This window comes from Flavobacterium terrisoli, assembly GCF_030167905.1.
GTDB lineage: Bacteria > Bacteroidota > Bacteroidia > Flavobacteriales > Flavobacteriaceae > Flavobacterium > Flavobacterium terrisoli.
This window is the reverse complement of record NZ_JARGNA010000004.1, coordinates 90792-116656: the sequence shown is the minus strand read 5'-3', so window position 1 is coordinate 116656 and position 25865 is coordinate 90792. Positions and strand designations below refer to the sequence as shown.

Here is a 25865-nt window from a genome sequence, read left to right as displayed (position 1 = left end):
GCGAAGAGGCCAGGCGGCGCGTTGGCAAGCATAATTGAAAGATATAAACCTATGAAAAAAATACTGTTACTGTTATTAATCGCCATTTCATTCTCCGGTTGTGAGAAAGACGATATTTGTGTGGATGATACCACGCCACGCTTGGTTTTGGAATTTTACAATGCCTCAAACCCGGCCGATTTAAAAAATGTAACCAACTTAAAAGTAAATGGTGAAGGATCAGTAGGTGGAATAGACTTAGGAGTTTTTACCGGCGTAAGTAAAATATACCTACCGCTTAAGACTAATGCAGAAACTACCAAATACAGTTTGACAAATAACAGCACTACATCAGCAACTAATCAAGATTTTTTAGAATTCAATTATGCACGTAATGAAGTTTATGTTTCCAGGGCTTGTGGTTTCAAAACCATTTTTGAATTGAACTCTCCGGGTGGCGTTGTCCATACCGATGCTGCCACACCTGATTTAGAATGGATAGAATCGATCAGCATACAAACCACTAACATTGACACTGAAAATGAAGTACATATCAAAATTTACTTTTAGTATAGCCCTGGTATTGCTGTCATTGACAAGCAATGCACAGCAACAAACGACCGCTAAGAAAGACAGCATTCCTCCCAAAATGGAGCGTTATGGCTTACGTGTTGGTGTTGATTTATTCAAGCTTACCCGTTCGTTTTACGAAGAAGACTATCGTGGACTGGAATTGGTTGGCGATTATCGGTTAACGCGCAAATATTATTTGGCTGCAGAAATCGGGAACGAAGACAAAACGGTTGACGATGATCAGGTGAATTTTACCACCAAAGGAACTTACCTAAAAGCAGGTTTTGATTATAACAGTTATCAGAATTGGCTGGATATGGAAAATATCATTTCCATTGGATTGCGCTATGGTGTGAGCAGTTTTAGCCAAAGGCTAAATAGTTATCAGCTTTATGATCCTAACAATCAATATTTTGGCGAGGCACCAACGGTTTATCCTAACCGTCCTTACAACGGATTATCAGCGCAATGGATTGAAGTCGTAGCCGGTATGAAAGCCGAAGTATTCAACAATGTTTTTGTGGGTTTCAGCCTTCGATTGAATCGAATGATAACGCAAAAGCAACCAGATAACTTTGAAAACCTTTATATCCCGGGTTTCAACCGAACCTACAATGGTGATTTCGGGGTTGGATTTAACTATACGGTTTCCTATTTTATTCCGTTGTACAAATCCACTGTTAAGGCTAAAGCCAAAGCAGATAAAAAGGCAAAAGCAACTAAGAAGAACTAATTAAAGCTGCTTCACTCCTTTTATAAAAATCCATTTCATAAAAATTACATCTCCGTCACGGGTTTTTACGGCCTGGAATTTTGGTGCCAAAAGCGTACTTATTACAAATGCTGTAATTTTCATCCAAAGATTGGTTAAACCTGAGTAGATATTCATTATAAAAAGTACTAGTAAAAAGATTACTGCAAAGCCAAAAAGATTATAGAGTAAGGCTTTAGTCTTGTTTGTCATTTTGTTTGTTTTTTGTGGGCCAAAGATACTGAAATATTCAAATGGTGAAATCGGCAATTTTTAGTAATTTTATAGTATCAAAAACCTGATTTTAATCTTATCCTTATGCACTATGAAAACCCTCAATCAACTTATGCAGGACATTATTCAGTTGACCACTGAAATAGAAACCAAATACCCGGAATTATACAAATACCTGAACGAAACACCATTGACAATCAGTGAAGTAACTTCGGATGTCATTCACACCACTGAATTAAAAAAATACCTCGAAACGTTGAAATCTCAACTCCAACATCACATCGAGACACATGCAAAAAAGTAGGAATATGTCCATTTGTAAAACTTTTCGCCTATAAAACGCTGTTTTCGCTCGTATTAGTCGGGATGTTTTTGTTAATTAACATTTGTTTTAGAATTGAATTGGTTATTTTTGTCGAACCCAATTTTACAATTTAAAACCTACTTATTATGAGCAATGTCTATAATTACAGTATTGATCTAAAAAATGAGAAGAAAGCCGCGAAGACAATAGTGCTTAAGCAAGTTTCTCAAAACAACACCCAAATCAACGTTTTTGAATTTCCAACTAACGATATTGACGTCATCATTGATACGCTTCATAAATCGAAAAAAAGCTTGGCCGGATTGAATGGTTATGCTGCATATGTTGACAATGATGAAATCAATCCTATCATCTTGGATACTTTGGTCGAGTTGTTTTTCTCAGGAATCAGTATTGCCGATTTATCAGTTCAATACAACTTATCGGAATTAAACATAAAAAACAACCTGGAAAGAAAAGGCATCGTGCTTTTTGATGAATTTTAATTCTTCCTGGATTTTTGAATAAAGAAACACCCAATCCCGGGTGTTTTTGTTTTTTAAGGAAACTTTAAAAATCGGCATGTTTTTTATCTGAAAAATAGATTATTTTTGAATATCTAAAAATACAAAGCGTTAGTTTATGAAGAAATTACTCGTAGCCTTTATTTTTTGTTTCTCTTCATTTTATGCAACTGCCCAATCGGGTTATGAAATCACCATTGATTTGAAAAATTACAATGACACTTTAGCCTATCTGACTTTCTATCGATTTGATAAGACCTTGATAAAAGACACTTGTACCACAATCAAAAACGGACGAGTTGTTTTTAAGGGTAAAAACAAGTTAAGCAAAGGAATTTATTCATTGGTAAGCCAACAAAAATCATTGCTTTTTGATTTCTTCATCGATGATGAAACCCAAAACCTACAACTGCAAAGCGAAGCAGGTCCAAATATCACCAAAGAATTAGTTGCTGTAAATTCCGTCAGGGAAAATGAATTTTTCAGTTACCTGAAATTCTTAGGCGCACAAAACATGGCCTTTATGAACTACAAACAGCAACAGGTTTTGGCAACCAAAAATGACACATTGGCACTTCTCAAAAAGCAAAAAGAACTCGAACAAAGCATTGTAGACTACGAAGCCAATTTCATTGCCCAACACAAAGGAAGTTATATTGCTGATGTTGTCAACTTAAAAACTGAAAAGAAATTAAAGGAAACTCCGATTGGTGCAAACGGTAAACCGGATGCTGACGCTGAATACCAATATTACAAGAATAATTTTTGGAGAAATGTAGATCTCAAAGACGACGCAATGATGAACAATCCGTTTTTGTACAGTAAGGTGAAAACCTACTTTGATCAGGTTATTGTGATGCATCCTGATACTGTTTCTGTTGAAATTGACCGTATGCTCTTAAAGACAAAACCGGAAAGTTTGATGTTCAAACTGTTATTGGCCTATTTTACCCATACCTATGAAACCTCAAAAGTAATGGGATTTGACAAAGTCTTTGTTCATCTTTCGGACAAATACTTCAAAACAGGAAAAGCCAAAGGAATTTATGATGACGAAGATGTGGTTCAAAGAATCATCAAACGTGCCGATAAATTAAAACCGCTGTTAATTGGCGCTACAGCTCTTGAATTGTCAATGATTAAGGCAGAAGATTTTAGTAAGATGAAAGCCATGGGCTTTGAAGATGCCAAAAACAGTGAAGAAATGACCAAAGTCTTTTACAAGAATGTAAACGAGATCAACAAGCTGTTTGTCAAGCTGAGTGATGTCAAAGCCGATTATACCATCCTGGTTTTTTGGGATGTTGATTGCGGTCACTGCCAAAAAGAAATCCCAATATTGCTCAAGGCTTATAATGAAATGATTCAGGAGAAAAAAGATGTGAAAGTCTATAGCGTATATATGCAACATGAAGGCGATAAATATTTAAAATACATCGCCGACAATAAGCTTCCATGGATTAATGTTTATGATGGCGCACATTACAACAATGCCATTGAAACCTATGATGTTTATACTACACCGGTGATTTATATTTTGGATAAAAATAAAGTCATTAAAGCCAAACGCATTGATGCGGCGAATGTAAAAAACATCATTAAAACCTTAGAAACCGAGGCAAAAAACTTGAAATCATGAAAAAAGAACCGGAACTTTCTTCCTTAACTATTGAAGAACTCGAAAAAAGAGCTAAAACTACTAAAGCAGCTTCTATTATGTTGGCTGCAGTAATTGCACTTCAGTTTGCAATTGGTATTTACCTAACTTTCAAAAATGGCTTTAATGTATTTATTGTTATACCGTTAGCTTTTTTACCAATGCTGATTGTAAACTTTACCAATATTAAAAAGATTAAGGAAGAAATCGCCAGAAGAAACGGTTAATTTTTTTTCATTATTTAGAATATTTTTTTAATTTTAATCATCTGATTTAAAGGTCAAAACCAACCCTTGTCTTTTAAATATACCTTAGATGCCAATAAATTAAAATCCAATCCCAAAGACAATGTTTATGTTTTGACTTTATTTCAAACGCATTGATGCACTTGCTGTAGACTTAAAATGAGACATTATGAGAACAATCTTTCTTTTACCAAAACTATTTGTTTTATTTCTTTTATCCTGTTCAGATTCCGATTGTGAAGATGATGCTGCAACGGCTGACATTAATAAATTATATGGCGAATGGATTCTCCAAAAAAGTGAGCTTAACGGTGATGAAGTAAACTCTCACGACATCGCAGAATTTACCAGTGATACTTTCGCCAAATTTACTCACACGGATGAAGGACAAAACAATACGGATGTAATTGATAACGGGGCATTTCATATTGTGGAAAATACCCTAATCATCAATTGGAACAATAACATTGATGGTCATTCGGTGACCAAATATCAAATTTTGGAACTGACCGAAACCATACTAAGATGGAAGATTGTGGTACCGCATGTTGGCACACACATCGAAACTTTTTCCAGATAATTATTATTATTCTTCTTGTGTGTTCTGAAACTTAGTACGTTTGCTGCCTTCATACATTTCATACTTCACCAAACGCGCTTCAAGGCTTCCGTTGAAAAGCTTGATTTTGCGTGAAGGTCTTAACCCAACAAACTTCAGGGCTTCCAAATTGGCTGTAATAAACCAGGCATTGGTATTCGGGTAACTGTTCTTTAAAGTATCGCCCAGTTCTCTGTAAAAACGTTCCAAATCAATATCCAAACGTTCTCCATATGGCGGATTGAAAACCATATGCAATGGTCCGGTCGTTTCTTTTTTGGTATCAAAGAAATTGGCCTGGCTAATCGTTACATATTCATCCAGATTAGCATTGACAATATTGTCTTTGGCTTTCTGAACCGCACTTGGCGCTTTGTCGTAACCAATAATATTATGGTGGAATTCTTTAGTGCGTTTCATCAACGCATCGATAATCTGGTCAAACAAATCATTGTCCCAATCATTCCATTTTTCAAAAGCAAACTCCTTGCGATTAATGTTTGCCGGAATATTACACGCAATCATAGCAGCTTCCGCCAAAAGCGTTCCCGAACCACACATTGGATCCAGAAAATCAGAGCTTCCATCCCAACCCGAAAGCAACAACATTCCTGCTGCTAAAACTTCATTGATTGGTGCAATATTGGTTGCCGTTCTATAACCTCTGTGGTGCAACGAAGCACCGGAAGTATCCAGTGAAACCGAACATTGGTCACGATCGATATGGATATTGATTCTTAAATCGGGAAAATCCTTGTCAATGCTTGGACGTTCGCCGGTTTTCTCACGGAATTGATCCACGATAGCATCTTTTGCCTTTTGGGAAACAAACTGTGAATGTTTGAAATGATCAGAGTGAATCGTAGTATCAATCACAAAAGTCTGATTGGCATTCATATACTTACTCCAGTCAATCCCTTGAATGCCTTTATATAAACTTTGGTCGTTAAAAGCCCTGAAATGATAAATTGGTTTTAGGATTTTCAATGCGGTGCGCAAAGACAAATTGGCTTTGTACATAAAACCCTTATCACCTTTAAAACTCACGGCACGAGTACCGATTTCAACATCCTGTGCGCCTAATTGTTGCAATTCCTTAACCAATATTTCCTCAAAACCAAAAAAGGTTTTGGCGACCATTTTAAAATTCTCCATTTTCAATACCAATATGCAATTTGAACAGCAATTTCAGTGATTTCTGAGATTACTTCGGCAAAAATACACTAATTTTGCGGGTGAAGAATTCATTTGAAAAGAATAAATGTCAGATACTGCAAATTGTAAATCCGAAAATTGGTATGCTTCCTGGTTTGACACACCGTATTACCACATTTTATACAAAGACCGAAATTACCGTGAAGCGCAAATCTTCATGGACAATCTTACCCATTATTTAAACTTGCCCGAGAAAGCCAAAGTCCTCGATTTGGCTTGTGGTAAAGGCCGTCATTCCATCTATCTGAACCAATTGGGTTATGATGTGATTGGTGCCGATTTGTCTGAAAACAGCATCGCTGAAGCCAATAAGAATGCGAATGAAACCTTGCATTTTGTGGTGCATGACAAACGCGAACCTTTTGAAGAAAAGTTTGACGCCATTTTCAATTTGTTTACCAGCTTTGGGTATTTTGAAAATGAAGAAGACAATCTGCAGACTTTGATTGCTATCAAAGACAGTTTGTCTGAGTATGGCTTTGCGGTGATTGACTTTATGAATGTTTATACGGTATTGGAGAATTTGATTCCGGAAGAAACCAAAGAAGTAGATGGAATTACTTTCCATATCAAGCGCTCGCATACAGACCATTTTATCATCAAGGAAATCGATTTTGAAGCCGATGGACAAACCTTTCATTTTGAAGAAAAGGTAAAAGCCTATACGCTTGAGGATTTCCAACGCATGATGAACGAAGCCGGCATTTATTTATTGGATACTTTTGGGGATTATAAATTGAAGAAATTCCATAAAAATACCAGCGAAAGATTAATAATGATTTTCAAGTAGTTTATTTGGTGATTTGGTAATTCGTTTAATTCGTAGGATTTTGACAAATAACCAAATAACCGAATAACCAGATTAACATAAAGAATGAATTATATACTTCCTTTATTATCAGTGCTTTTGGGTTATGCAATTGCATTAATCATTAAACCCAAAAAGAAAAACAACCTAAAGCTTTTACTGGCGTTCAGCGGTTCGTTTTTACTATCGTTAACCGTGATGGATTTGTTGCCGGAAGTATACGAAAGCCACGATCATAACGTTGGGATTTTTATCATGGTTGGAATTTTGTTCCAAATCATTTTAGAGTTTTTCTCTAAAGGCGCCGAACACGGACACGTTCATGGTCACGGGAAGATCAGTCAGATGCCATGGCTGTTGTTTATCAGCTTGTGTATTCATGCCTTTTTAGAAGGATTTCCCGTTGGAAATCATCACGATCTAGCCTATGGCATTGCGATTCACCACTTGCCTATTGCGATTATCTTAACGACTTTTTTCCTCAATGCAGAGTTGAATAAAACGGTATTGTTTGTATTCATGCTTTCCTTCGCCGTGATGACGCCATTAGGAACATTTATTTCCGATTCGGCACCGTCAATTACACAATACTACACCGAAATCACCGCCGTTGTCATTGGAATCCTGTTTCATATTTCATCGACGATTATCTTTGAAAGCAGCGAAGGACACAAATTCAATATCGCCAAGATTTCGATGATTATTTTAGGAATATTGTTGGCGTGTTTTGTCTAGAAATCTAAACGAAACTTTGTAACTTTGAGACTTTACAACTTTGCCACTATAACAATGAACTTCACCAAAACAACAGAACAATCCTCACACTACGAAAGCCTCGAACAAATGTCGGTTCGCGACTTGTTAGCCAATATCAATAACGAAGACAAAACTGTGCCTTTGGCGGTAGAAAAAGCGTTGCCGCAAATTGAAACTTTGGTTACTCAAATTGTAGCCAAAATGAAACTCGGCGGCAGATTGTTTTATATCGGTGCCGGAACTTCAGGAAGATTAGGCATTGTTGATGCTTCAGAATGTCCGCCAACGTTTGGTGTGCCGTTTGATTTGGTCAACGGAATCATTGCCGGCGGCGATAAAGCCATTCGCAAAGCAGTAGAATTTGCCGAAGATGACGCAGCCCAAGCCTGGAAAGATTTGGTTGCTGAAAATATATCCGAAAATGACGTCGTGATTGGCATCGCTGCTTCGGGCACAACGCCTTATGTGATTGGCGGTTTAGAGAAATGCCATGAAAATAATATCATCACTGGCTGCATTACCTGTAACGAAGGAAGTCCGTTAGCGTTAACCGCACAATTCCCTATAGTTGTTGTCGTTGGCCCTGAATTCGTGACCGGAAGTTCACGTATGAAAGCCGGAACCGCACAAAAATTGGTTTTAAATATGATTTCTACTACGACGATGATTCAATTGGGTCGTGTTAAAGGCAACAAAATGGTCGATATGCAATTGAGTAATGTAAAACTCGTGGATCGCGGTGTGCGAATGATTATGGGTGAAATTCCGGTAAGTTATGAAGAAGCTGCTGAATTACTTGAAAAACACGGAAGCGTTAGAAAAGCGGTTGACCATTATAAAAAGTTATAAAATCATACAGATGAAAAAAATCATAGCCTTAGCCATACTGTTCTTCTCTTTGCTTTCCTATGCACAACCAATGACGGTAGAAAGAGGAAAATTCTACCTGAAAGGAAACCGCATTGACAGCCGGGAAGCCAGAACCTTACTGGCCACCAATGTCAAAGCCGCAATGTTGTACAAACAAGCCAAATCCAAAGAAGCTTTGGGTGGCTTTTTATTTGGCTTTGGTGTTGGATTAACCGTTGGCGATTTAGCCATTGGTTTGTTTTCCGATAAGGAATACCCAACGGTAATGACTTACGCCGGATTGGGTTCGATGGCGATTTCCATTCCGATACTTATGGGAAGAAAGAAACGATATGAAGAAGCTGTTAAGCTCTATAATTCCGAACACAAGGAAAATACCTTAGGCGCTTCAAACAACACGTATGAATTCAACGCTATTTCCAATCAGAATGGTTTTGGAGTGCAAATAAAATTTTAAGTAATGCCGGTAAACAAAACACAACTCGACAAGGGAATAAAATTCATGCTTTACGCTTTGCCATTGATGTTCATTGGACCGAGTGTGATTTACAATGCCTTTATCAACAAGAAAAATGTGTGGCATTATTTGGTTTTGGCAGTTGGAATTGCCCTTAGTTTCACAGCGGTCTATTTTTTATTTAAAGGAATCAAAACACTAACTGACGCCTTATTCAATCATGATAAATAATCACTATTTAGAAAGCATCGAAAAGCAGTTTCTCTACTATAAAATATTGGGAGAAAAAGCGATAGAACAATTGGAACCGGAACAATTATTCATTTCCGTAAATGAAGATACCAATTCGATTGCGATGATTGTCCAACATCTTTCCGGAAACATGTTATCACGCTGGACCGATTTCCTAACGACCGATGGCGAAAAGGAATGGCGCAATCGTGACTCTGAATTTGAAGAAATCATTACGACCAAAGAAGAACTGTTAAACTCCTGGAACAAAGGTTGGGATTGTTTTTTCAATGCCATCAACGCCTTGACACCGGACCAATTGGAAACCATTATTTACATTCGCAACGAAGGCCATACCGTAATTGAGGCGATTAATCGTCAGTTGGCACATTATCCGTATCATGTTGGGCAGATTGTTTTTTATGCCAAAATGTTGAAACAAGGCGAATGGAATTCACTTTCCATCCCGAAAAACAAGTCGAACAGTTACAATGCCGAGAAATTTGCGAAAGACAAAGCCATTAAGAACTTTACGGATGATGAATTGGACAAACTAAAGTAATATTAGCCACGAATACACGAATAAATATGACTGATTTCTATAATTTATTGGGTGGATTTTATTGGTGGCTATTTGTCAAGTTTTGTCAAACTAAATTGGCTGATGAACAATTAGAGAAAAACAGAAAACGAAATATGATTTTTGCATATACATTAAATCTGCTATTTATTTTAGCAATAGTTTTGTTTTTGTTTTATCAGGAAATGAAATATAAGAACTAAAATAAACTAGCCCGGATGGCAGCAAGCTACCTTGTAGCGCGGACAGCCGGACATAGCTTCAAAAAAAAAAAAAAAAAAATGAAATCGAAGATTCACGAATACAAAAATTGACTCACATGAGTAAAAAAACAGCACTACTCCCACTCGCTTTAATCGCCATATGCTTCGCCAGTTCGCTTACGCTCGTGTCCTGTTCGGACAGGGAACGCAATTGTGCCGATTTTAAAACCGGAACCTTTGAATTCACTCAGGAAATCGATGGCAAAAAACATACGTCAACTTTCACCAGAACTGAAACACTGCAGATAGAAACTTTCGACGGTAAAACCGACACGGCTTCTGTTCGTTGGGTCAATGACTGCGAATTCATATTGCAGAAACTACATCCGAAAACAATGAACGAACGAAAAGCCATTAGTATGACGATTTTGGCTACTGACAAGAATAGTTATACTTTTGACTATTCATTTGTGGGCGATGCCAAAAAACAACGCGGCACTGTAACAAAAATAAATTAACTGCGTTAACCGCAACCCGAGGCATTTGATATTAAGAAAAATTAATAAATCAGAGCGCAGCGGAATAAAACTATAATTAATAAACATGGAAATTTTATTTACGCCAAATGCCTTAATGGCTTTACTGACCTTAACTTTTTTAGAAATCATTCTTGGGATTGACAACATTGTCTTCCTGTCTATCGTTTCGGGGAAACTAAAAGCCGAAGACCAACCCAAAGCCCGACGCATCGGATTGTTATTGGCAATGCTTTTCAGGGTTATTCTGTTATTCGGAATTACTTGGGTTTTGAGTCTGCAGGATGTAATTTTACATATCGATTGGGGATTTTTTGAGGCCAGTATTACCGGACAGAGCTTGATTATTTTTGGTGGTGGTTTGTTCCTGTTGTACAAATCGGTTTCCGAGATTCACCACAAATTAGAAGGCGAAGAAGATGGCGAAAAAGGAAAAGCCAGCAGTACTTTGGGTCAGGCGATTTTACAAATTGCTTTATTAAACATCGTTTTCTCCTTTGACAGTATTTTAACTGCCGTTGGAATGGTGAGCATGAAAGAACCGGCTGAAGGCGGTTTTGGCTACGAAGGCGCTTTGATTATTATGATATTATCGGTAGTGATTTCAATCATCATCATGATGATTTTTGCCGGACCGGTTTCTAAATTTGTCAACGAGCATCCAACGATTCAAATCCTTGGTTTATCTTTCTTAATCTTAATTGGCGTAATGTTATTGGCCGAAGGTTCTCACTTGGCGCATTTCCGTTTTGGTAATGATGTCGAAGTCAATAGTATTCCGAAAGGTTATTTGTACTTCTCTATCTTCTTCTCATTATTCGTGGAATTCCTGAACCTGAGAATGAAGAAAAGCAGAAATGCAGTCAAACTGCATAACAATGATATCATTGACACCAAGTTGAAGGATGAAGATCTTACCAATTAATATTTAAGACTATGAAGAATATCGCTAGTGCTTTTTTATGTCTTATTGCAATTACATCCTGCAATAGTTATAGTATTACGGATAACAAAGAGCCGATATTCAACAACTATAAACCTGACAGCAAGGAATATAAAAACAAGTTGGCTGAGAAGATACAATCCAATCCGGATAATTTGACTTATATATTCGAAAGGTACATTGATGCCACACATATTGAAGTTTTGATAAGCGGAACAGATTTTTCTGCTAAGGGTTTGGTTCAGGTAAAAGACTGGAAAGGAATCGAAGGCATTAAAGAAGCCGAAGGCGGTGGTTATAGCGGTGCCGAATTAAAAGGATTACAACTTGACATTATAGGAAATCCATCCGGAGCGCAACTTATCTTCACAAAAATAGATTACATCATCGATTAATAAAGAAAATCCCGCCAATAGCGGGATTTTTTATTGGTACAAACCATTCAGAGATTCTCAAAAAAAGGCAACTTACAATAGGTTGCCTTTTATTTTACAAAAGCTTTACAATTTTACATTTAGCTAATAATGAATTTACTTTTTTATCATCAATTGAAAAACTAGCGTTAATCACAAAGTGGTTTTAAAAAAATAATTTTGGTCCAGGTAAAAACTAATTAAACAAACAACATTATGAACCAATTCTATTTAAAAAAAACAGCTCTTTTAGCGGTAGTCTCAGTGACACTTTTCAGTTGTCAAAATGATGATAACTCAGCAAGAACCAACAGACAAATTGATTTTAACCATTCTTCAAGCGTGCCGCCTTTGGCCATTGCAAAAGAAGGTTTTGAAAATTTAGAAATCACTTCCTTAATCAGTAGCCCTGATGTGCTACCACAATCTCCATCTTTTGTATATGGAGCACAACCCGACGGCGCCGGATTCATGAAAGATCCAAATTCTGATGGGTATGTAATGATTACGAACCACGAAATTTTAAAATCGGTATCCCGTGTGTTTTTTGATGAAACTCTAAAACCAATTAAAGGAGAATACATTGTTGATGGTATTGGTGGACAAACCCGTTTGTGTTCTGCCACTTTAGCTACCATAGACCAACACGGATTTGGACCATTATTCTTGACTGCAGGAGAAAGTGGTGAAGAAAGCATGGTTCATGGAATTGATCCTTTTGGTTTGGTTTCAGACAGAAGTAGAACAGACAGAGTATTACCAGCCTTAGGAAAAGCAAGTATGGAAAATGCCGTACCGTTAACTAAAAAAGCATATCCAGGTAAAACGGTAATCTTGATTGGTGAAGATCAATCATACACAACATCACATTCCAGTGCCGGACAGGTAATTATGTATATGAGTAACACGGTTGGTGATTTGACTAACGGGAAATTATACGCTTTAAAAAGAAACGATAACAACCAAACTGAAACCAATATCACAGCCGGAAACAGTTATGATGTTTCCTTTGTGGAAATCCCAAATGCAGCAAATCTAACCGGTGCAGCTATCAATACTGCGGTTAACGGTTTAGGAGCTATTCGTTTTTCCAGAGTGGAAGACGTTGATTACAGAAAAGGTAACCCAAAAAATAACCGTGAAATCTACTTTACTGCTACAGGACAAGCCAGTTCAAATGCTCCTGTTGCCGGTTATACTATGTGGGGAAGAATTTATAAATTGGTTTTGAACGACAATAATCCTTTAGTTGGTAAATTAGAATTAGTCGTTGATGGCGATGCTAATCCGGGACATTCATTAATCAATCCTGATAACATTTGCGTGACTGACAACTTTGTTTACATACAGGAAGATGGTGATTCTTTTTATGCTGCGGCACAACATGACTCCTATATCTGGCAATACAAAATCAAAACTAAAGAAATCAAACCTTGGTTGACGATGAACCACAAACGCACCGATCCAATATGGAATGCTACTTACAATCAAACCGGTGAAATGCGATATGGCAGCTGGGAATATGGTGCTATGGAAGATATTTCAGATATCATTAATGTTCCAAATACATTCCTGGTAAATATTCACCCGCATACCTGGCAAAATGATGCTTTCTTAAATGCCGATGGCAGTGGATTGAACACCAATAAAGAAGGTGGGCAAACCATCATCATCAGAAATGTTCAGAGATAGTCAATTCAAATAAAACAAAAAGAGCAACCGTTTTCGGTTGCTTTTTGCATTATTATCATTCAAATGGGAAACAAACACAATCTACTTATTCTAACCTTTTTAGCATTCCTTACCTTTAGCTGCACTCAAGAATACAAATCCATTTCACTTCAGGAAGACCTGATGGTCAAAATGGATTCGCTACAATTGAAAATTGAAGATTTTGAAAAAACAGTCAAAGAAGACAAAAACCAAAGCGATATTCAAAAAACCTTCCAAAAATGTCGCAGTCAATATAAAAAAATAGAATGGGCTGTGGAATATTTCACCCCTGATCCGGCGCGTTTTATCAATGGCCCGGCTTTGGACGAACTCGAAGTAGAAGAAAATAAATTTTTGGCACCCAATGGTTTTCAGGTGATCGAAGAAATGATTTTTCCAAATTATGTCAAAACCTCAAAAAAAGACTTGATTCGCGAGATTCGGATATTGAGCGGAAATTTAAAACAAGTAAAAAAGCACTTTGAAGCCATTACCATTACTCCTGACTTTGTCATGGATGCAACCCGCATGGAAGTCTATCGCATACTGACACTAGGTATCACCGGATTTGATTCTCCTATTGCTTTGCAATCCATCACTGAAACAGAAAGCAGTTTGCAGAGTATCACAACAACTGTAAATGCTTTATCATTAAAAAGTTCAAAAACTCAAAAAGACTTGCAAAAACTCACACACAATGCTATAATTTATTGCCAAAACAATAATGATTTCAACACTTTTAACCGACTGGAATTTATCACCAAGTATTTGAATCCAATCAGTGTACAACTGGCGGTTTTGCAAAAAGAGAATAAAATCGAATTGGTTTCCCGAAACAATGTCATCAACCCTAAGTCATCCAATTTATTTGACAAAAACACCTTTGATGTGAATGCCTTCATTCCTTCCAAAGAGTATAGTTTCAGCAAAGAGAAAGTCGCATTGGGAGAAAAACTTTTTTACGACAAACAATTATCCAAAAGCAATGACCGAAGCTGTGCCAGTTGCCATAATCCAGAAAATGCTTTTACCGACGGCCTGAAAACAAATGCTTCGCTGAACGGCGGATTGCTTTCCAGAAATACACCAACGTTGACGTATGCTGCCTTTCAGAATGCGCAGTTTTGGGACATGCGCCAGCCAGATTTAGAAAAACAAAGCTTAGCCGTGATTCAGAACAAGGATGAAATGCATGGCAATCTCAAGGAAAGCATTTCGCGTTTAAATGATGACAACACTTATAAGGTACTATTTATAAAAGCTTTCAAAACCAATTCAAATCTCGAAGAATGGCAATTGCAAAATGCATTGGCGAGTTATATTCGTTCGCTGAATGCGTTCAACAGCCAATTTGACAATTATATGCAAGGCAAATCCAAACTGTATTCGGCAGAAGAGCAATTGGGCTTTAATCTTTTTGCAGGCAAAGCCAAATGTGCGACCTGTCATTTTATCCCATTGTTCAACGGAACCGTTCCACCGGTTTATAAAAAAACCGAACAGGAAGTCATTGGAACGCCAAGTGATAAAACCGGAAAAATGATTAGCCCGGATTCAGGCCGGTTTTCGCAATACAAAATGGCACAGCTCAACCATGCGTTTAAAACGCCAACCCTAAGAAACATTGCTAAGACCGCACCTTATATGCACAATGGTGTTTTTGATACTTTGGAAGAAGTCGTTGATTTTTATAACAAAGGCGGAGGCATCGGTTTGGGTTATGAAGTCAAAAATCAAACCTTACCTTCAGACAAACTGAATCTGACTGCTAAAGAAAAACAAGCACTAGTAGCTTTTATGAAAACACTAACCGATAAATAACAATAAAAAAATCCCAAGCCATTGGGAGTTTTTTATCAATATTAAGGATTTTATTTCTCTATATTTTCATCGTATTTCAAAACAAACCTTTCAACTTTGTCTGGGTCCAGTTTGCAATCTACTAACGTTTTGTCGGCCAGTAATTTTTTGATTAAAAGTTTTTTAGTGAAAACATAGGATTGGGATGTAAAAGTCAGTTTTTGATCCAAAAATGTAATCTTATTGTAAACGCGACCGTACTTGCTGTTGTGAATGAATTTTAAAAAAAATAGTTCATTCCCATCCATATCCAGAAAGGAAACATTATTGGCATCGCCTTCAATTTTGAGACACGGTTTTCCGTCAATAGTTACTATGTCATTATCAATTTTTATTTCTTGACTAAAAGCTGTAAAGCTTAAAAGAAAGAAACTAAGTAGCAAAAATTTTTTTTTCATTTTTTTGGTATATTGGTTAATTATTTTTTTTTTATTCCAAACTCAAAGTGATTTGTCCGTCATCTCCAGTTTCAGTTTGAATATCATCGGATACATTATCTTCTCCCGTAACTTCAACATCTTCCGGTTGGATTTCTTCCGGTTCTTCGAATGGCAATGGTTCCAGCAAGTTGACTTGTTTCAGTTTGTCTGTAGTCAATTGGTTTCCAATCGCCTTGATGCCTTTTACGGCTATGAATTGTTCCAAATCTACTGTGATGGTATCTTTTTGCACGCCTTTGACTTTGGCAAAAACAATTTCTGCCATTGGTCGCCAATCGGTTGACACGACTTCCAATTGCGATTTTTCGTGTTCGGTGATAAAGATTTCCTCTTTGTTCTCGTTTTCCACCAAAAAGCGTTTCACAAAATAACGGTCTTTTTCCCCATCAAAATAAATGGCTGAAATCGGTTTCTTCGGATGCCATTTTTCCAACACTATCATGTCTTCGTCAAAATGCGTGGTCAACTCAGGAATAATCGTTTTTAGTTTCCCGGATTGGTTGATAATCAGCAGACGGTCATTTGGCCTGAATTCGCCCAACAACTCACCTCTTCCATCGACATTCAGCCTTTGAACCGTATCGTCAAACCACACTTTACGCGGTCGCAGAGTGGAAATTCCTTTTTCCTTGAGTTCTATTTTCTTAATCGGATATTTGGTTACGGTATTTCCGCGCGAAGCTCTACCTTTGATGGCTATATCAGAGAAATCAACATCCCATTTCAGTTTCTTCACACTACCGATTTGGCGTAACAAAATCGTAACGGTTTCCGCTTCACCATTTGGATTTGCAGAAAAATACAACACCTGGCTTCCGGCTTTTTCCTGTGTCAAATCATAGAATTTATCGCGGGTAATTCCGGAAACATTGAAACGCTTGATAAACGTTGAGCCGTTTTTGCCATCTCGGTACATCATATTGTAAATCGTGCGTTTGTCATTTTTGTCAAAAACCGCAATATGAATAATGTCCTTACCAACGAATTTCTTGTCATCCACTTTGGCAATCATCATTTTTCCGTCACGCAGGAACACAATCACATCATCAATATCCGAACAATCCGCAATGTATTCGTCTTTTTTCAAACCGGTTCCAAAGAAACCTTCTTCCCTGTTTACATAGAGTTTGGTATTTCTCAAAACTACTTTCGTCGCTTCAATGGTATCAAAGCTTCTCAGCTCGGTTTGACGTTCGCGGCCTTTGCCGTATTTGTCTTTTAGCTTTAGGAAGAAATCAATCGTATAATCAATGATATGATCTAAATGGTGTTTTACTTCTTCCATTTCAGCTTCCAGCTTCGCAATCGCATCATCCGCTTTATCCGAGTCGAAACGCGTAATACGGATCATCGGGATTTGCGTCAGCTTTTGCAAATCGTCATCGTTGATTTCCCGTACAAACGATTTTAGGAAAGGCTTGAATCGGTCATACATATAAACGTAAAGCGATTCCCTGTCGGAGTACAATTTGAAATCAATGTACATTTCTTCTCTGATGAAGATTTTCTCTAACGTAGCGAAATGCCATTTGTTTTCGAGTTCGTCCAACTGAATTTCCAACTCGCGTTTGAGCAAATCAACCGTTCGATGTGTTGAGATTTTTAACATATCCGAAACACCAATGAATAAAGGTTTGTGGTTTTCAATCACACAGCCCAATGGTGCTACTGAAGTTTCGCATGCGGTAAACGCATACAACGCATCAATGGTTTTATCCGGAGAAACGCCCGGCGGAAGATGGATTAAAATCTCGACTTCTGCTGCGGTGTTGTCTTCTATTTTTTTGACTTTAATTTTTCCTTTTTCATTGGCTTTCAAAATACTGTCAATCAATGTTGACGTATTGGTTGAAAACGGAATTTGGGTAATCACTAATGTTTGCTTGTCAAGCTGCCCAATTTTGGCTCGCACACGCACACGTCCGCCACGCATACCATCATTGTAATTCGACACATCGGCAATACCGGCTGTTGGGAAATCAGGATATAAAGTAAAAGGTTTATTCTTTAAAACTTTAATCGAACATTCTATCAGTTCGTTAAAGTTATGTGGCAAGACTTTGGTTGATAAACCAACGGCAATACCTTCGGCACCTTGTGCCAACAACAACGGGAACTTTACCGGAAGATTTATTGGTTCGGCACGACGACCATCATAAGACATTCCCCATTGGGTAATCTTTGGAGAATATAAAACGTCGTGGCCAAACTTAGAAATACGCGCCTCGATATAACGTGAAGCAGCCGCACCATCGCCCGTGAGGATATTTCCCCAGTTTCCCTGCATGTCGATAATCAAATCCTTCTGACCGATTTGCACCATCGCATCACCTATACTGGCATCACCGTGTGGGTGATACTGCATGGTGTGTCCAACGATGTTCGCCACTTTGTTGTAACGACCATCATCGAGTTCTTTCATCGAATGCATGATACGACGCTGTACCGGTTTGAATCCGTCTTCAATGGCCGGAACAGCACGCTCGAGGATTACATAGGAAGCATAATCCAAAAACCAATCTTTGTACATTCCTGTAACTTTGGTAATGGTGTCTTCCGGGTTTTCATCGTTTTCGTAGAAATGGTTGCCACCTGAAGATTTGATGTCTTCAAAGCCTTCATCCATTGCGTCATCGCCTGTAGCTTCGCTCAACTCTTCGTTGTTGTCGTCATCATTTGGGATGTTATCGTCTTCTTCTTCGTCTTTCATTTATGCTGAACTTCTGTAATCTTCTAATTAATTTTTCTCCACCACATCCAATTCCACTTTCAGATTATTGATAATGAAAATCTGTCTGTCCGGTGTATTTTTACCCATATAGAATTCGAGTAAGGTTTCAATCGATGTGGCTTTGTCTAACATCACCGGATCCAATCGAATGTCATCACCAATAAAATGTTTGAACTCGTCGGGTGAAATCTCTCCTAATCCTTTGAATCGCGTGATTTCGGGCTTTGGTTTTAGTTTTTCGATGGCGTTTACTCTTTCTTCTTCGCTATAACAATAGATGGTTTCCTTCTTATTTCGCACACGGAACAATGGTGTTTGCAAAATGTATAAATGACCATCCTTAATCAACTCAGGGAAAAACTGCAAAAAGAAAGTAATCAACAACAAACGGATGTGCATACCATCGACATCGGCATCGGTAGCGATTACGATATTGTTGTAACGCAAGTCGCCCATGTCTTCTTCGATATCCAAAGCAGCCTGAAGTAAATTGAACTCTTCGTTTTCATACACAATCTTTTTGGTCATGCCATAAGAATTCAAAGGCTTACCACGCAAACTAAACACGGCCTGCGTATTCACATCACGGCTTTTGGTAATCGAACCCGAAGCCGAATCTCCCTCGGTAATGAAAAGCGTACTTTCCAGACTTCTTGGGTTTTTAGCATCGGTTAAATGCACGCGGCAATCGCGCAATTTTTTATTGTGCAGACTTGCTTTTTTGGCCCTGTCTTTGGCTAACTTTCTAATTCCGGATAATTCCTTACGTTCTCTTTCCGCCTGAAGGATTTTGCGCAATAGCAAATCGGCTACTTCAGGATTTTTGTGCAAGAAATTATCGAGTTTGGTTTTGATAAAGTCGTTTACAAACGTTCGCACCGATGGACCTTTCGGACCGATATCGGTCGAGCCCAATTTAGTTTTGGTTTGTGATTCAAAAACCGGTTCTTCCACTTTTACTGAAATCGCAGACACAATCGATTTACGAATATCTGACGCTTCAAAAGGTTTGTTGTAAAACTCTTTGATGGTTTTGACAATCGCTTCGCGGAAAGCGCCTAAATGCGTTCCTCCTTGGGTTGTATTTTGTCCATTCACAAACGAATGGTATTCTTCTGAGTATTGCGATTTACTGTGCGTCAAAGCTACTTCGATATCTTCACCCAACAAATGGATGATTGGATATTGCATGTCTTCTTCGGCTATGGTTTCTTCCAATAAATCCTTTAAACCATTATCCGAATAATACTTTTCGCCATTGTAATAAATGGTCAAACCGGTATTCAGGTAACAGTAGTTTTTGAGCATTTTGATTACATACTCATTACGGTATTTGTAGTTTTTGAAAATGGCTTCATCGGCAACGAAAGCCACTTTGGTTCCTTTGCGTTTGGTGGATTCCTGAACGTCTTCTTCAATGGTCAGATTTCCGGCAGAGAACTCAGCGGCTTTTTGTTGGTTATCGCGAACGGATTCCACACGGAAATAATTGGACAAAGCATTTACGGCTTTGGTACCCACTCCATTCAAACCTACGGATTTCTTAAACGCTTTGGAGTCGTATTTTCCACCAGTATTCATTTTGGACACAACGTCAACGACTTTCCCTAATGGAATCCCACGGCCATAATCACGTACAGTAACCAATTTGTCTTTGATAGTCACTTCAATGACTTTTCCGGCACCCATGACAAACTCATCGATACAGTTGTCGATGACTTCCTTAAGCAAAATATAAATACCATCATCGGGTGAAGAACCATCACCGAGTTTCCCGATATACATCCCGGGACGCATTCGGATGTGTTCTTTCCAGTCGAGCGAACGGATATTGTCTTCGGTATATTGATTTTGTTCTGACATTTTAAAAACTAACGATTTTCTGCTAATATAAAGGAATTAGGCTGATTTTTGAAATGATACTTATCAAAGTTATTAAGAATGTTTTTGACAAATTTTTCAAAAAAGAATATAGAAAATAGAATAAAGAGAATAGACTATTTAGTGCATAAAAAAAAGCTGCTAAATTTCTTCAGCAGCTTGTCTATATTTTTATTCTATTTTCTTATCTCTTAACTTACACATTAAAACGGAAATGCATTACATCACCATCTTTTACGATGTATTCTTTTCCTTCTACTCTTAGTTTTCCGGCTTCTTTTACTTTGGCTTCCGAACCATAATTAGCATAATCTTCATAAGCAATTACTTCCGCACGGATAAATCCTTTTTCAAAATCGGTATGGATTACGCCGGCCGCTTTTGGTGCGGTATCACCAATATTAATAGTCCACGCACGAACTTCCTTAACTCCGGCGGTGAAATACGTTTGTTGCTTTAATAACTTGTATGCAGCACGAATCAATACTGCCGAACCCGGTTCAGTCAATCCCATATCTTCCAGGAAAACCTGACGCTCTTCGTAAGTTTCTAATTCGGTAATATCGGCTTCTGCTCCTACTGATAAAATGATTACTTCAGCATCTTCATCTTTTACCAGTTCACGAACCTGGTCTACATATTTGTTTCCGTTAACGGCAGATGTTTCATCTACATTACAAACATACAATACCGGTTTGGTCGTGATCAATTGGAAATCTTCCATCAATGCTTCTTCATCAGCATTTTGAGGCACAACCGTACGGGCTGATTTTGCCTGTAATAAAGCTTCACGGATTCTATCCAGGAAAGCTTTTTCCACTTGTGCTTCCTTATTTCCGGTTTTAGCAGCGCGGTTTACTTTTTCTAAACGTTTTTCAACGGTTTCCAAGTCTTTCAACTGCAATTCGATATCGATCGTTTCTTTGTCGCGTATTGGGTTTACATTCCCGTCAACGTGAACAATATTGTCATTATCAAAACAACGCAACACGTGTATGATAGCGTTACACTCTCTGATATTAGCCAAAAATTGATTACCCAAACCTTCACCTTTGCTAGCTCCTTTTACCAATCCGGCGATATCAACAATATCAACGGTAGCCATTTGAACGCGTTCCGGTTTTACCAATTCTTCCAATTTGTTGATTCTTGGATCAGGAACGTTTACCACACCAATATTGGGTTCGATAGTACAAAACGGAAAGTTCGCGCTTTGTGCTTTGGCATTAGATAAACAATTAAATAAAGTTGATTTCCCTACGTTTGGCAATCCTACAATTCCTGCTTTCATATTTCTTGAATATTTTTTTCTATCGGTAATATGTAACGCTGACGCGTTTCATAAGTATGCTTGTTTTTAAAAGTGTGCAAATATAACGTAATAAAACCAAGTAACAAAGCGGAAAAACTGCTGGAGATTTGAACTTAGTTTGCCCTGTCCTGAAGTTGACTGATGATGGCTTGCTCTTCTTCTGTTGTGCTCAATCCGGAGATATCCCAATAGCTGGAAAGTATGGTATTCTTTTTATTGTAAAGCGTTTTGTCCTTGAATACTTCGCTTTCTTTATAAGTGTAATTTTTGTTGCTGAAATTGGTGGTAACGAAATAATTCCGGACTTCAATATCTCGGGTTTTATCTTTGTCAACCCGCTCAAAACCAATCTCTTCTTTGGAACTGACTAAATAATAATTTTCATTATCCAATCGGTAAATGCTTTTGAACACAGACTTGTAAATGTTTTTGGAACCAACCGATTTTCTTTCCTTAATATTGGCAATGGTCGTTGGGGAAACGGTTGTGTTTACCTCAATGATTATTTTCTTTTTCCAATCATAAATAATCCTGAAATCATCGCGCAAATCTTTGTTGTTGTCCAGCGGAGTTACGATCATTACATTGTAATCATTGTTGGCGGAATAACCTTTAATCAGAAAGTCATATTTCTTTTTGGCGCCGGAATCTAAAATGGCATTCAGGTATTTGAAATTGTAATAATTCTGCATGATGTCATTGAGATTGTACCCTAAAACATCCGAACCAATCTGGTCAAGTACCAAACCAAAAGACCTGTTCTGTTCAACCAAAATATTACTCTTGAAGTTTTTGTCTTTTCCAAATAACTGGAAATTCATCAAACCATCATTATAATAGGTATAATTACCATCCATCTTAAAAAACTCTCTCGAATAGACTTTTAACCGCGCCGGAACCGTGAGCTTTTTGGTGGAGTTATCAACCAGGTTTTTTAATATTTTCTGCGGATGTTGTTTGGTCACAATAATTTCATCCAAATCATTGACATTGCTTTTCAGATAAATAGTGTTATCAGTCTTTACCAATGCCGAAGAACGTACGGTAACTTTTATATAGGAAGAATGGGTAACCTGGATATTGGACGAGCCGTTTAGTACAAATGTCACTTTGCCCTCGCTATTACTCAATAAAGATTGCTTTGTCTTTAAAATAAAAACAGTTACATCTTCAATCGGAAGATTAGTATCGGCATCTTTCAAAACCAATGATTTCTCGATAGGTTGCGCATGAACCGAGACACTTAAAACCAATAAAAACAGTAGGTAAAGTTGTTTCATCAAAGATTAGGTTTGAACAAATTTAGTAAAATTTTGTTCCAAATTAAAAAATAACAAAATGTTAGTTAAATTGTTGAAATGCTTTTAGTTCTATTGTTAAAATGATATTTAAAAATTATTATATTGCAATTAATTAACACCTAACCAATCTTTTTATGAAAAAAATTACTCTTTTATTGTTTTCATTACAATTCGGGTACATTGCCGCACAGGACAATCCGAATGCAACCCAAAAAGACAGCGTCAAAACCAACGAACTACAGGAAGTAAAAATCGTAGGTTCTAGAAATTCCAAAAGAACTGTTGTGAACTCAGCGGTTCCGATTGACATCATTGATGTAAAAAGTGTTACTACACAAAGTGGTAAGATTGAAATCAATGAACTACTGCAATATGCCGCACCTTCATTCAATGCCAACAAACAATCGGGTTCTGATGGTGCTGACCACGTTGACCCGGCAACACTGAGAGGTATGGGCCCGGACCAGACTTTGGTTTTAATCAACGGAAAAAGAAGACACCAATCGTCATTGATCAATTTATTCGGAACCCGTGGCCGTGGAAATACCGGTACCGATTTGAATGCAATTCCGGCGAGTTCCATTAAGCGAATTGAGATTCTTCGTGACGGTGCAGCAGCGCAATATGGTTCGGATGCGATTGCCGGTGTTATCAACATTGTCCTCAATGACAATGTCGATGAATTGACAGGAAGCATTAGTTATGGAATGTACAGCACCAAAGCTGACGGCGATTTCCCGGCCGGAACACCAAACACGGGCGACAATTTCCTTGACACCAATGCTGACGGAAACAAAATCGCTGATGGCAAAAGTTTTGATGGTAACTCTATTAAAATATCAACCAACTACGGAACCAAAATTGGCGACAAAGGTGGTTTTGCCAACTTTACTGCAGAATACCTTAATAAGGAAAAAACACTTCGTCCCGGATTTGATTTCAGAAGAGGTTTTGGAGAAGCTTCCATAGAAGGCTTTAACTTCTTTGTGAATGCAGCCATACCGGTTTCGGACAAAACAAAATTCTATGCTTTTGGAGGCAGAAATTACAGAGATACTGATGCTTATGCCTTCACCAGAAACAATCCTTCACCAAGAATTGTAACGGATATTTATCCAAACGGATTTACACCGAGAATTACTTCTTTAATTATTGACAATTCTATTTCAGCAGGATTCAGGACTCAAACTGCTGCTGGCTGGAATTTAGACATCAGTAATACTTATGGTAAGAACTTATTCCACTACTATATTAAAGGAACCTTGAATGCTTCTTTGGAAGAAGCATCGCCAACAGAATTTGATGCCGGTGGACATACTTTAAGCCAAAACACGATCAATTTGGATTTGTCCAAAAATTATGATGGCGTATTAAACGGTTTTAATTTGGCTTTTGGTGCAGAATACAGAACCGAACAGTTTACCATTTTCGCAGGAGAAGAAGGTTCGTATGCCACTTATGATGTAAACGGCCAACCGGTTACTGACCCGGTAAATCAAACCATCCCAACCGATCCTAATACCGGAGAGCCAAGACCTGGAGGTTCTCAAGGTTTCCCAGGTTACAGCCCAGACAATGTAGTAGACAGAAGCCGCTCGAATGTTTCTTTATATGCTGATGGTGAATTGGATATAAACGACAGTTTTATGGTAAGTTCTGCCTTGCGCTTTGAAAACTATAGTGATTTCGGTAGTACCTTAAACGGAAAATTCGCAGCAAGACTAAGAGCCACCAATAACTTCAACATCAGAGGTTCCATCAGTTCAGGATTCAGAGCACCGTCATTGGCACAGATATATTATAATCTTCGTTTTACTAACTTCTCCTCAAGTGGTGCTTCGGAAATTTTATTGTCACCAAATAACAGCCCGGTGACTCAGGCGTTTGGCATCGGTAAATTAAACGAAGAAAAAGCCATCAATGGTTCGTTAGGTTTTACTGCAAGCTTTGGCGATTTCACTGCAACCATCGACGGTTATATGGTAAATGTAACAGACAGAATTGTATTGACTGGTTATTTTGATGCTACTGCGTTAAATGTTGGTGTTGATCAGGCTCAATTCTTCGTAAACGGTGTTGATACCAAAACCACAGGATTAGACGTTGTACTTTCTTGGAAAAAGAAATTTGGCGATAATTCATTTGGCGCCACTTTGGTTGGTAACATCAATGATATGAAAGTGGACAAAGTAAACAACGGTGCATTGGATGAGCAAACATTTTTTGGAGAAAGAGAAAAAGCATTCCTTTTGGCTTCAGCTCCGGATAACAAATTCAGTTTAAATCTGAATTATTCACGCAAATGGTTTGATGCAGGATTGGCTTTCACTAGATTCAGTGAAGTGAAATTGTTGGATTACCAAATGTATGAAGATGTAGCAGATTATGGTTCGTTTGCCAATCAAATCAAAGCTGCAACCGATACTTATGGTGCCAAAATTGTTACCGATTTGACTTTAGGATTCAATCTTTCCAAAAACACTAAATTGAGTGTTGGAAGCAACAACCTATTCAATATTTATCCTGATCAACAAGACGACTGGGTTGAAGCCGGTGGTTATTGGGACGCAGTTCAAATGGGATTCGGTGGTGCTTATTACTACGCCAGAATGAATTTCAAATTCTAAACCCAAAAAAAAAATCCATATAAAAATCCTGAGTGAAAACTCAGGATTTTTTCATTTTATGAATATCCTATAACAAATAGAAAAAATGATGTAACATATAACGTCGTGTTTGGGAATAGATTT

The 25865-nt window shown here is 37.8% G+C and carries 26 protein-coding genes; 19 read left to right on the top strand and 7 right to left on the bottom strand.

Translation table 11 applies throughout. The features are described 5' to 3' along the window. The first annotated feature begins 51 nt into the window (after positions 1 to 51). A complete protein-coding gene (locus P1K33_RS06295) occupies positions 52 to 549 on the top strand; it encodes a DUF6452 family protein (RefSeq protein WP_284652063.1) in 498 nt (165 codons plus the stop codon). Then, complete coding sequence (locus P1K33_RS06290) at positions 521 to 1285, top strand: DUF6048 family protein (protein WP_284652062.1); 765 nt, start codon at positions 521 to 523, stop codon at positions 1283 to 1285. The genes P1K33_RS06295 and P1K33_RS06290 overlap by 29 nt, the downstream gene beginning before the upstream one ends. Here P1K33_RS06290 and P1K33_RS06285 read toward each other — a convergent pair whose 3' ends face one another. Beyond that, positions 1286 to 1516, bottom strand: a complete 231-nt coding sequence (locus P1K33_RS06285) for a hypothetical protein (RefSeq protein ID WP_284652061.1) — start codon at positions 1514 to 1516, stop codon at positions 1286 to 1288. A gap of 112 nt (positions 1517 to 1628) precedes the next feature. Here P1K33_RS06285 and P1K33_RS06280 point away from each other — a divergent pair, with 112 nt between their 5' ends. The 5 genes from P1K33_RS06280 (at position 1629) to P1K33_RS06260 (ending at position 4847) form a co-directional block, all read left to right on the top strand. Continuing rightward, entirely contained in the window at positions 1629 to 1841 is a 213-nt protein-coding gene (locus P1K33_RS06280) for a hypothetical protein (RefSeq protein ID WP_284652060.1), read from the top strand. A gap of 146 nt (positions 1842 to 1987) precedes the next feature. Continuing rightward, the gene (locus P1K33_RS06275) at positions 1988 to 2347 is read left to right on the top strand and encodes a hypothetical protein (protein WP_284652059.1); all 360 of its coding nucleotides are present in this window, start codon (positions 1988 to 1990) and stop codon (positions 2345 to 2347) included. Between the two features lie 136 nt (positions 2348 to 2483). Beyond that, on the top strand, positions 2484 to 4004 hold the full coding sequence (locus P1K33_RS06270; RefSeq protein WP_284652058.1) for a TlpA family protein disulfide reductase: 1521 nt from the start codon (positions 2484 to 2486) through the stop codon (positions 4002 to 4004). Continuing rightward, positions 4001 to 4249, top strand: coding sequence for a hypothetical protein (locus tag P1K33_RS06265; protein WP_284652057.1), 249 nt, complete (start codon positions 4001 to 4003; stop codon positions 4247 to 4249). Before P1K33_RS06270 ends, P1K33_RS06265 begins: the two co-directional genes overlap by 4 nt. Positions 4250 to 4436: 187 nt before the next feature. Beyond that, entirely contained in the window at positions 4437 to 4847 is a 411-nt protein-coding gene (locus P1K33_RS06260; RefSeq protein ID WP_284652056.1) for a lipocalin-like domain-containing protein, read from the top strand. Between the two features lie 6 nt (positions 4848 to 4853). Here P1K33_RS06260 and P1K33_RS06255 read toward each other — a convergent pair whose 3' ends face one another. After that, positions 4854 to 6020 (bottom strand): THUMP domain-containing class I SAM-dependent RNA methyltransferase, encoded by a 1167-nt coding sequence (locus tag P1K33_RS06255; protein ID WP_284652055.1) that lies wholly within the window; start codon positions 6018 to 6020, stop codon positions 4854 to 4856. Between the two features lie 106 nt (positions 6021 to 6126). On the opposite strand from P1K33_RS06255, the gene P1K33_RS06250 reads away from it, so the two are divergent. From P1K33_RS06250 to P1K33_RS06200, 11 genes are all read left to right on the top strand, one after another. Further along, on the top strand, positions 6127 to 6870 hold the full coding sequence (locus P1K33_RS06250) for a class I SAM-dependent methyltransferase (protein ID WP_284652054.1): 744 nt from the start codon (positions 6127 to 6129) through the stop codon (positions 6868 to 6870). Between the two features lie 84 nt (positions 6871 to 6954). Next, positions 6955 to 7623 (top strand): ZIP family metal transporter, encoded by a 669-nt coding sequence (locus P1K33_RS06245; RefSeq protein WP_284652053.1) that lies wholly within the window; start codon positions 6955 to 6957, stop codon positions 7621 to 7623. A gap of 54 nt (positions 7624 to 7677) precedes the next feature. Next, positions 7678 to 8493, top strand: coding sequence for an N-acetylmuramic acid 6-phosphate etherase (murQ, locus tag P1K33_RS06240; protein WP_284652052.1), 816 nt, complete (start codon positions 7678 to 7680; stop codon positions 8491 to 8493). 10 nt (positions 8494 to 8503) lie between these two features. Further along, positions 8504 to 8971, top strand: a complete 468-nt coding sequence (locus tag P1K33_RS06235; RefSeq protein ID WP_284652051.1) for a hypothetical protein — start codon at positions 8504 to 8506, stop codon at positions 8969 to 8971. Positions 8972 to 8974: 3 nt separating this feature from the next. Then, entirely contained in the window at positions 8975 to 9202 is a 228-nt protein-coding gene (locus P1K33_RS06230; protein ID WP_284652050.1) for a DUF6095 family protein, read from the top strand. Continuing rightward, positions 9192 to 9764, top strand: coding sequence for a DUF1572 family protein (locus P1K33_RS06225; RefSeq protein ID WP_284652049.1), 573 nt, complete (start codon positions 9192 to 9194; stop codon positions 9762 to 9764). Before P1K33_RS06230 ends, P1K33_RS06225 begins: the two co-directional genes overlap by 11 nt. Before the next feature lie 337 nt (positions 9765 to 10101). Beyond that, positions 10102 to 10503, top strand: a complete 402-nt coding sequence (locus P1K33_RS06220) for a DNA topoisomerase IV (protein WP_284652048.1) — start codon at positions 10102 to 10104, stop codon at positions 10501 to 10503. A gap of 85 nt (positions 10504 to 10588) precedes the next feature. After that, positions 10589 to 11446 carry a TerC family protein gene (locus P1K33_RS06215; RefSeq protein WP_284652047.1) on the top strand — a complete coding sequence of 286 codons (858 nt, stop codon included), beginning with the start codon at positions 10589 to 10591 and terminating at the stop codon, positions 11444 to 11446. Between the two features lie 11 nt (positions 11447 to 11457). Then, a complete protein-coding gene (locus tag P1K33_RS06210) occupies positions 11458 to 11859 on the top strand; it encodes a hypothetical protein (RefSeq protein ID WP_284652046.1) in 402 nt (133 codons plus the stop codon). 234 nt (positions 11860 to 12093) lie between these two features. Beyond that, positions 12094 to 13569: an alkaline phosphatase PhoX gene (locus P1K33_RS06205; RefSeq protein WP_284652045.1), complete on the top strand. Its 1476-nt coding sequence runs from the start codon at positions 12094 to 12096 to the stop codon at positions 13567 to 13569. Positions 13570 to 13632: 63 nt separating this feature from the next. Beyond that, positions 13633 to 15411 carry a cytochrome-c peroxidase gene (locus P1K33_RS06200; RefSeq protein WP_284652043.1) on the top strand — a complete coding sequence of 593 codons (1779 nt, stop codon included), beginning with the start codon at positions 13633 to 13635 and terminating at the stop codon, positions 15409 to 15411. A gap of 50 nt (positions 15412 to 15461) precedes the next feature. On the opposite strand, the gene P1K33_RS06195 is transcribed toward P1K33_RS06200, so the two are convergent. The 5 genes from P1K33_RS06195 to P1K33_RS06175 all read right to left on the bottom strand — a co-directional run bounded on the left by P1K33_RS06195 (position 15462) and on the right by P1K33_RS06175 (position 23094). Next, positions 15462 to 15848, bottom strand: a complete 387-nt coding sequence (locus tag P1K33_RS06195; RefSeq protein WP_284652042.1) for a hypothetical protein — start codon at positions 15846 to 15848, stop codon at positions 15462 to 15464. A gap of 31 nt (positions 15849 to 15879) precedes the next feature. After that, positions 15880 to 18600 (bottom strand): DNA gyrase/topoisomerase IV subunit A, encoded by a 2721-nt coding sequence (locus P1K33_RS06190; RefSeq protein WP_284652041.1) that lies wholly within the window; start codon positions 18598 to 18600, stop codon positions 15880 to 15882. A gap of 27 nt (positions 18601 to 18627) precedes the next feature. Then, on the bottom strand, positions 18628 to 20484 hold the full coding sequence (locus P1K33_RS06185; RefSeq protein ID WP_284652040.1) for a DNA topoisomerase IV subunit B: 1857 nt from the start codon (positions 20482 to 20484) through the stop codon (positions 18628 to 18630). Between the two features lie 214 nt (positions 20485 to 20698). Then, entirely contained in the window at positions 20699 to 21793 is a 1095-nt protein-coding gene (gene ychF, locus P1K33_RS06180; RefSeq protein ID WP_284652039.1) for a redox-regulated ATPase YchF, read from the bottom strand. Between the two features lie 134 nt (positions 21794 to 21927). Beyond that, the gene (locus P1K33_RS06175; RefSeq protein WP_284652038.1) at positions 21928 to 23094 is read right to left on the bottom strand and encodes a hypothetical protein; all 1167 of its coding nucleotides are present in this window, start codon (positions 23092 to 23094) and stop codon (positions 21928 to 21930) included. Between the two features lie 155 nt (positions 23095 to 23249). On the opposite strand from P1K33_RS06175, the gene P1K33_RS06170 reads away from it, so the two are divergent. Further along, complete coding sequence (locus P1K33_RS06170; RefSeq protein WP_284652037.1) at positions 23250 to 25742, top strand: TonB-dependent receptor plug domain-containing protein; 2493 nt, start codon at positions 23250 to 23252, stop codon at positions 25740 to 25742. Positions 25743 to 25865: the final 123 nt, after the last annotated feature.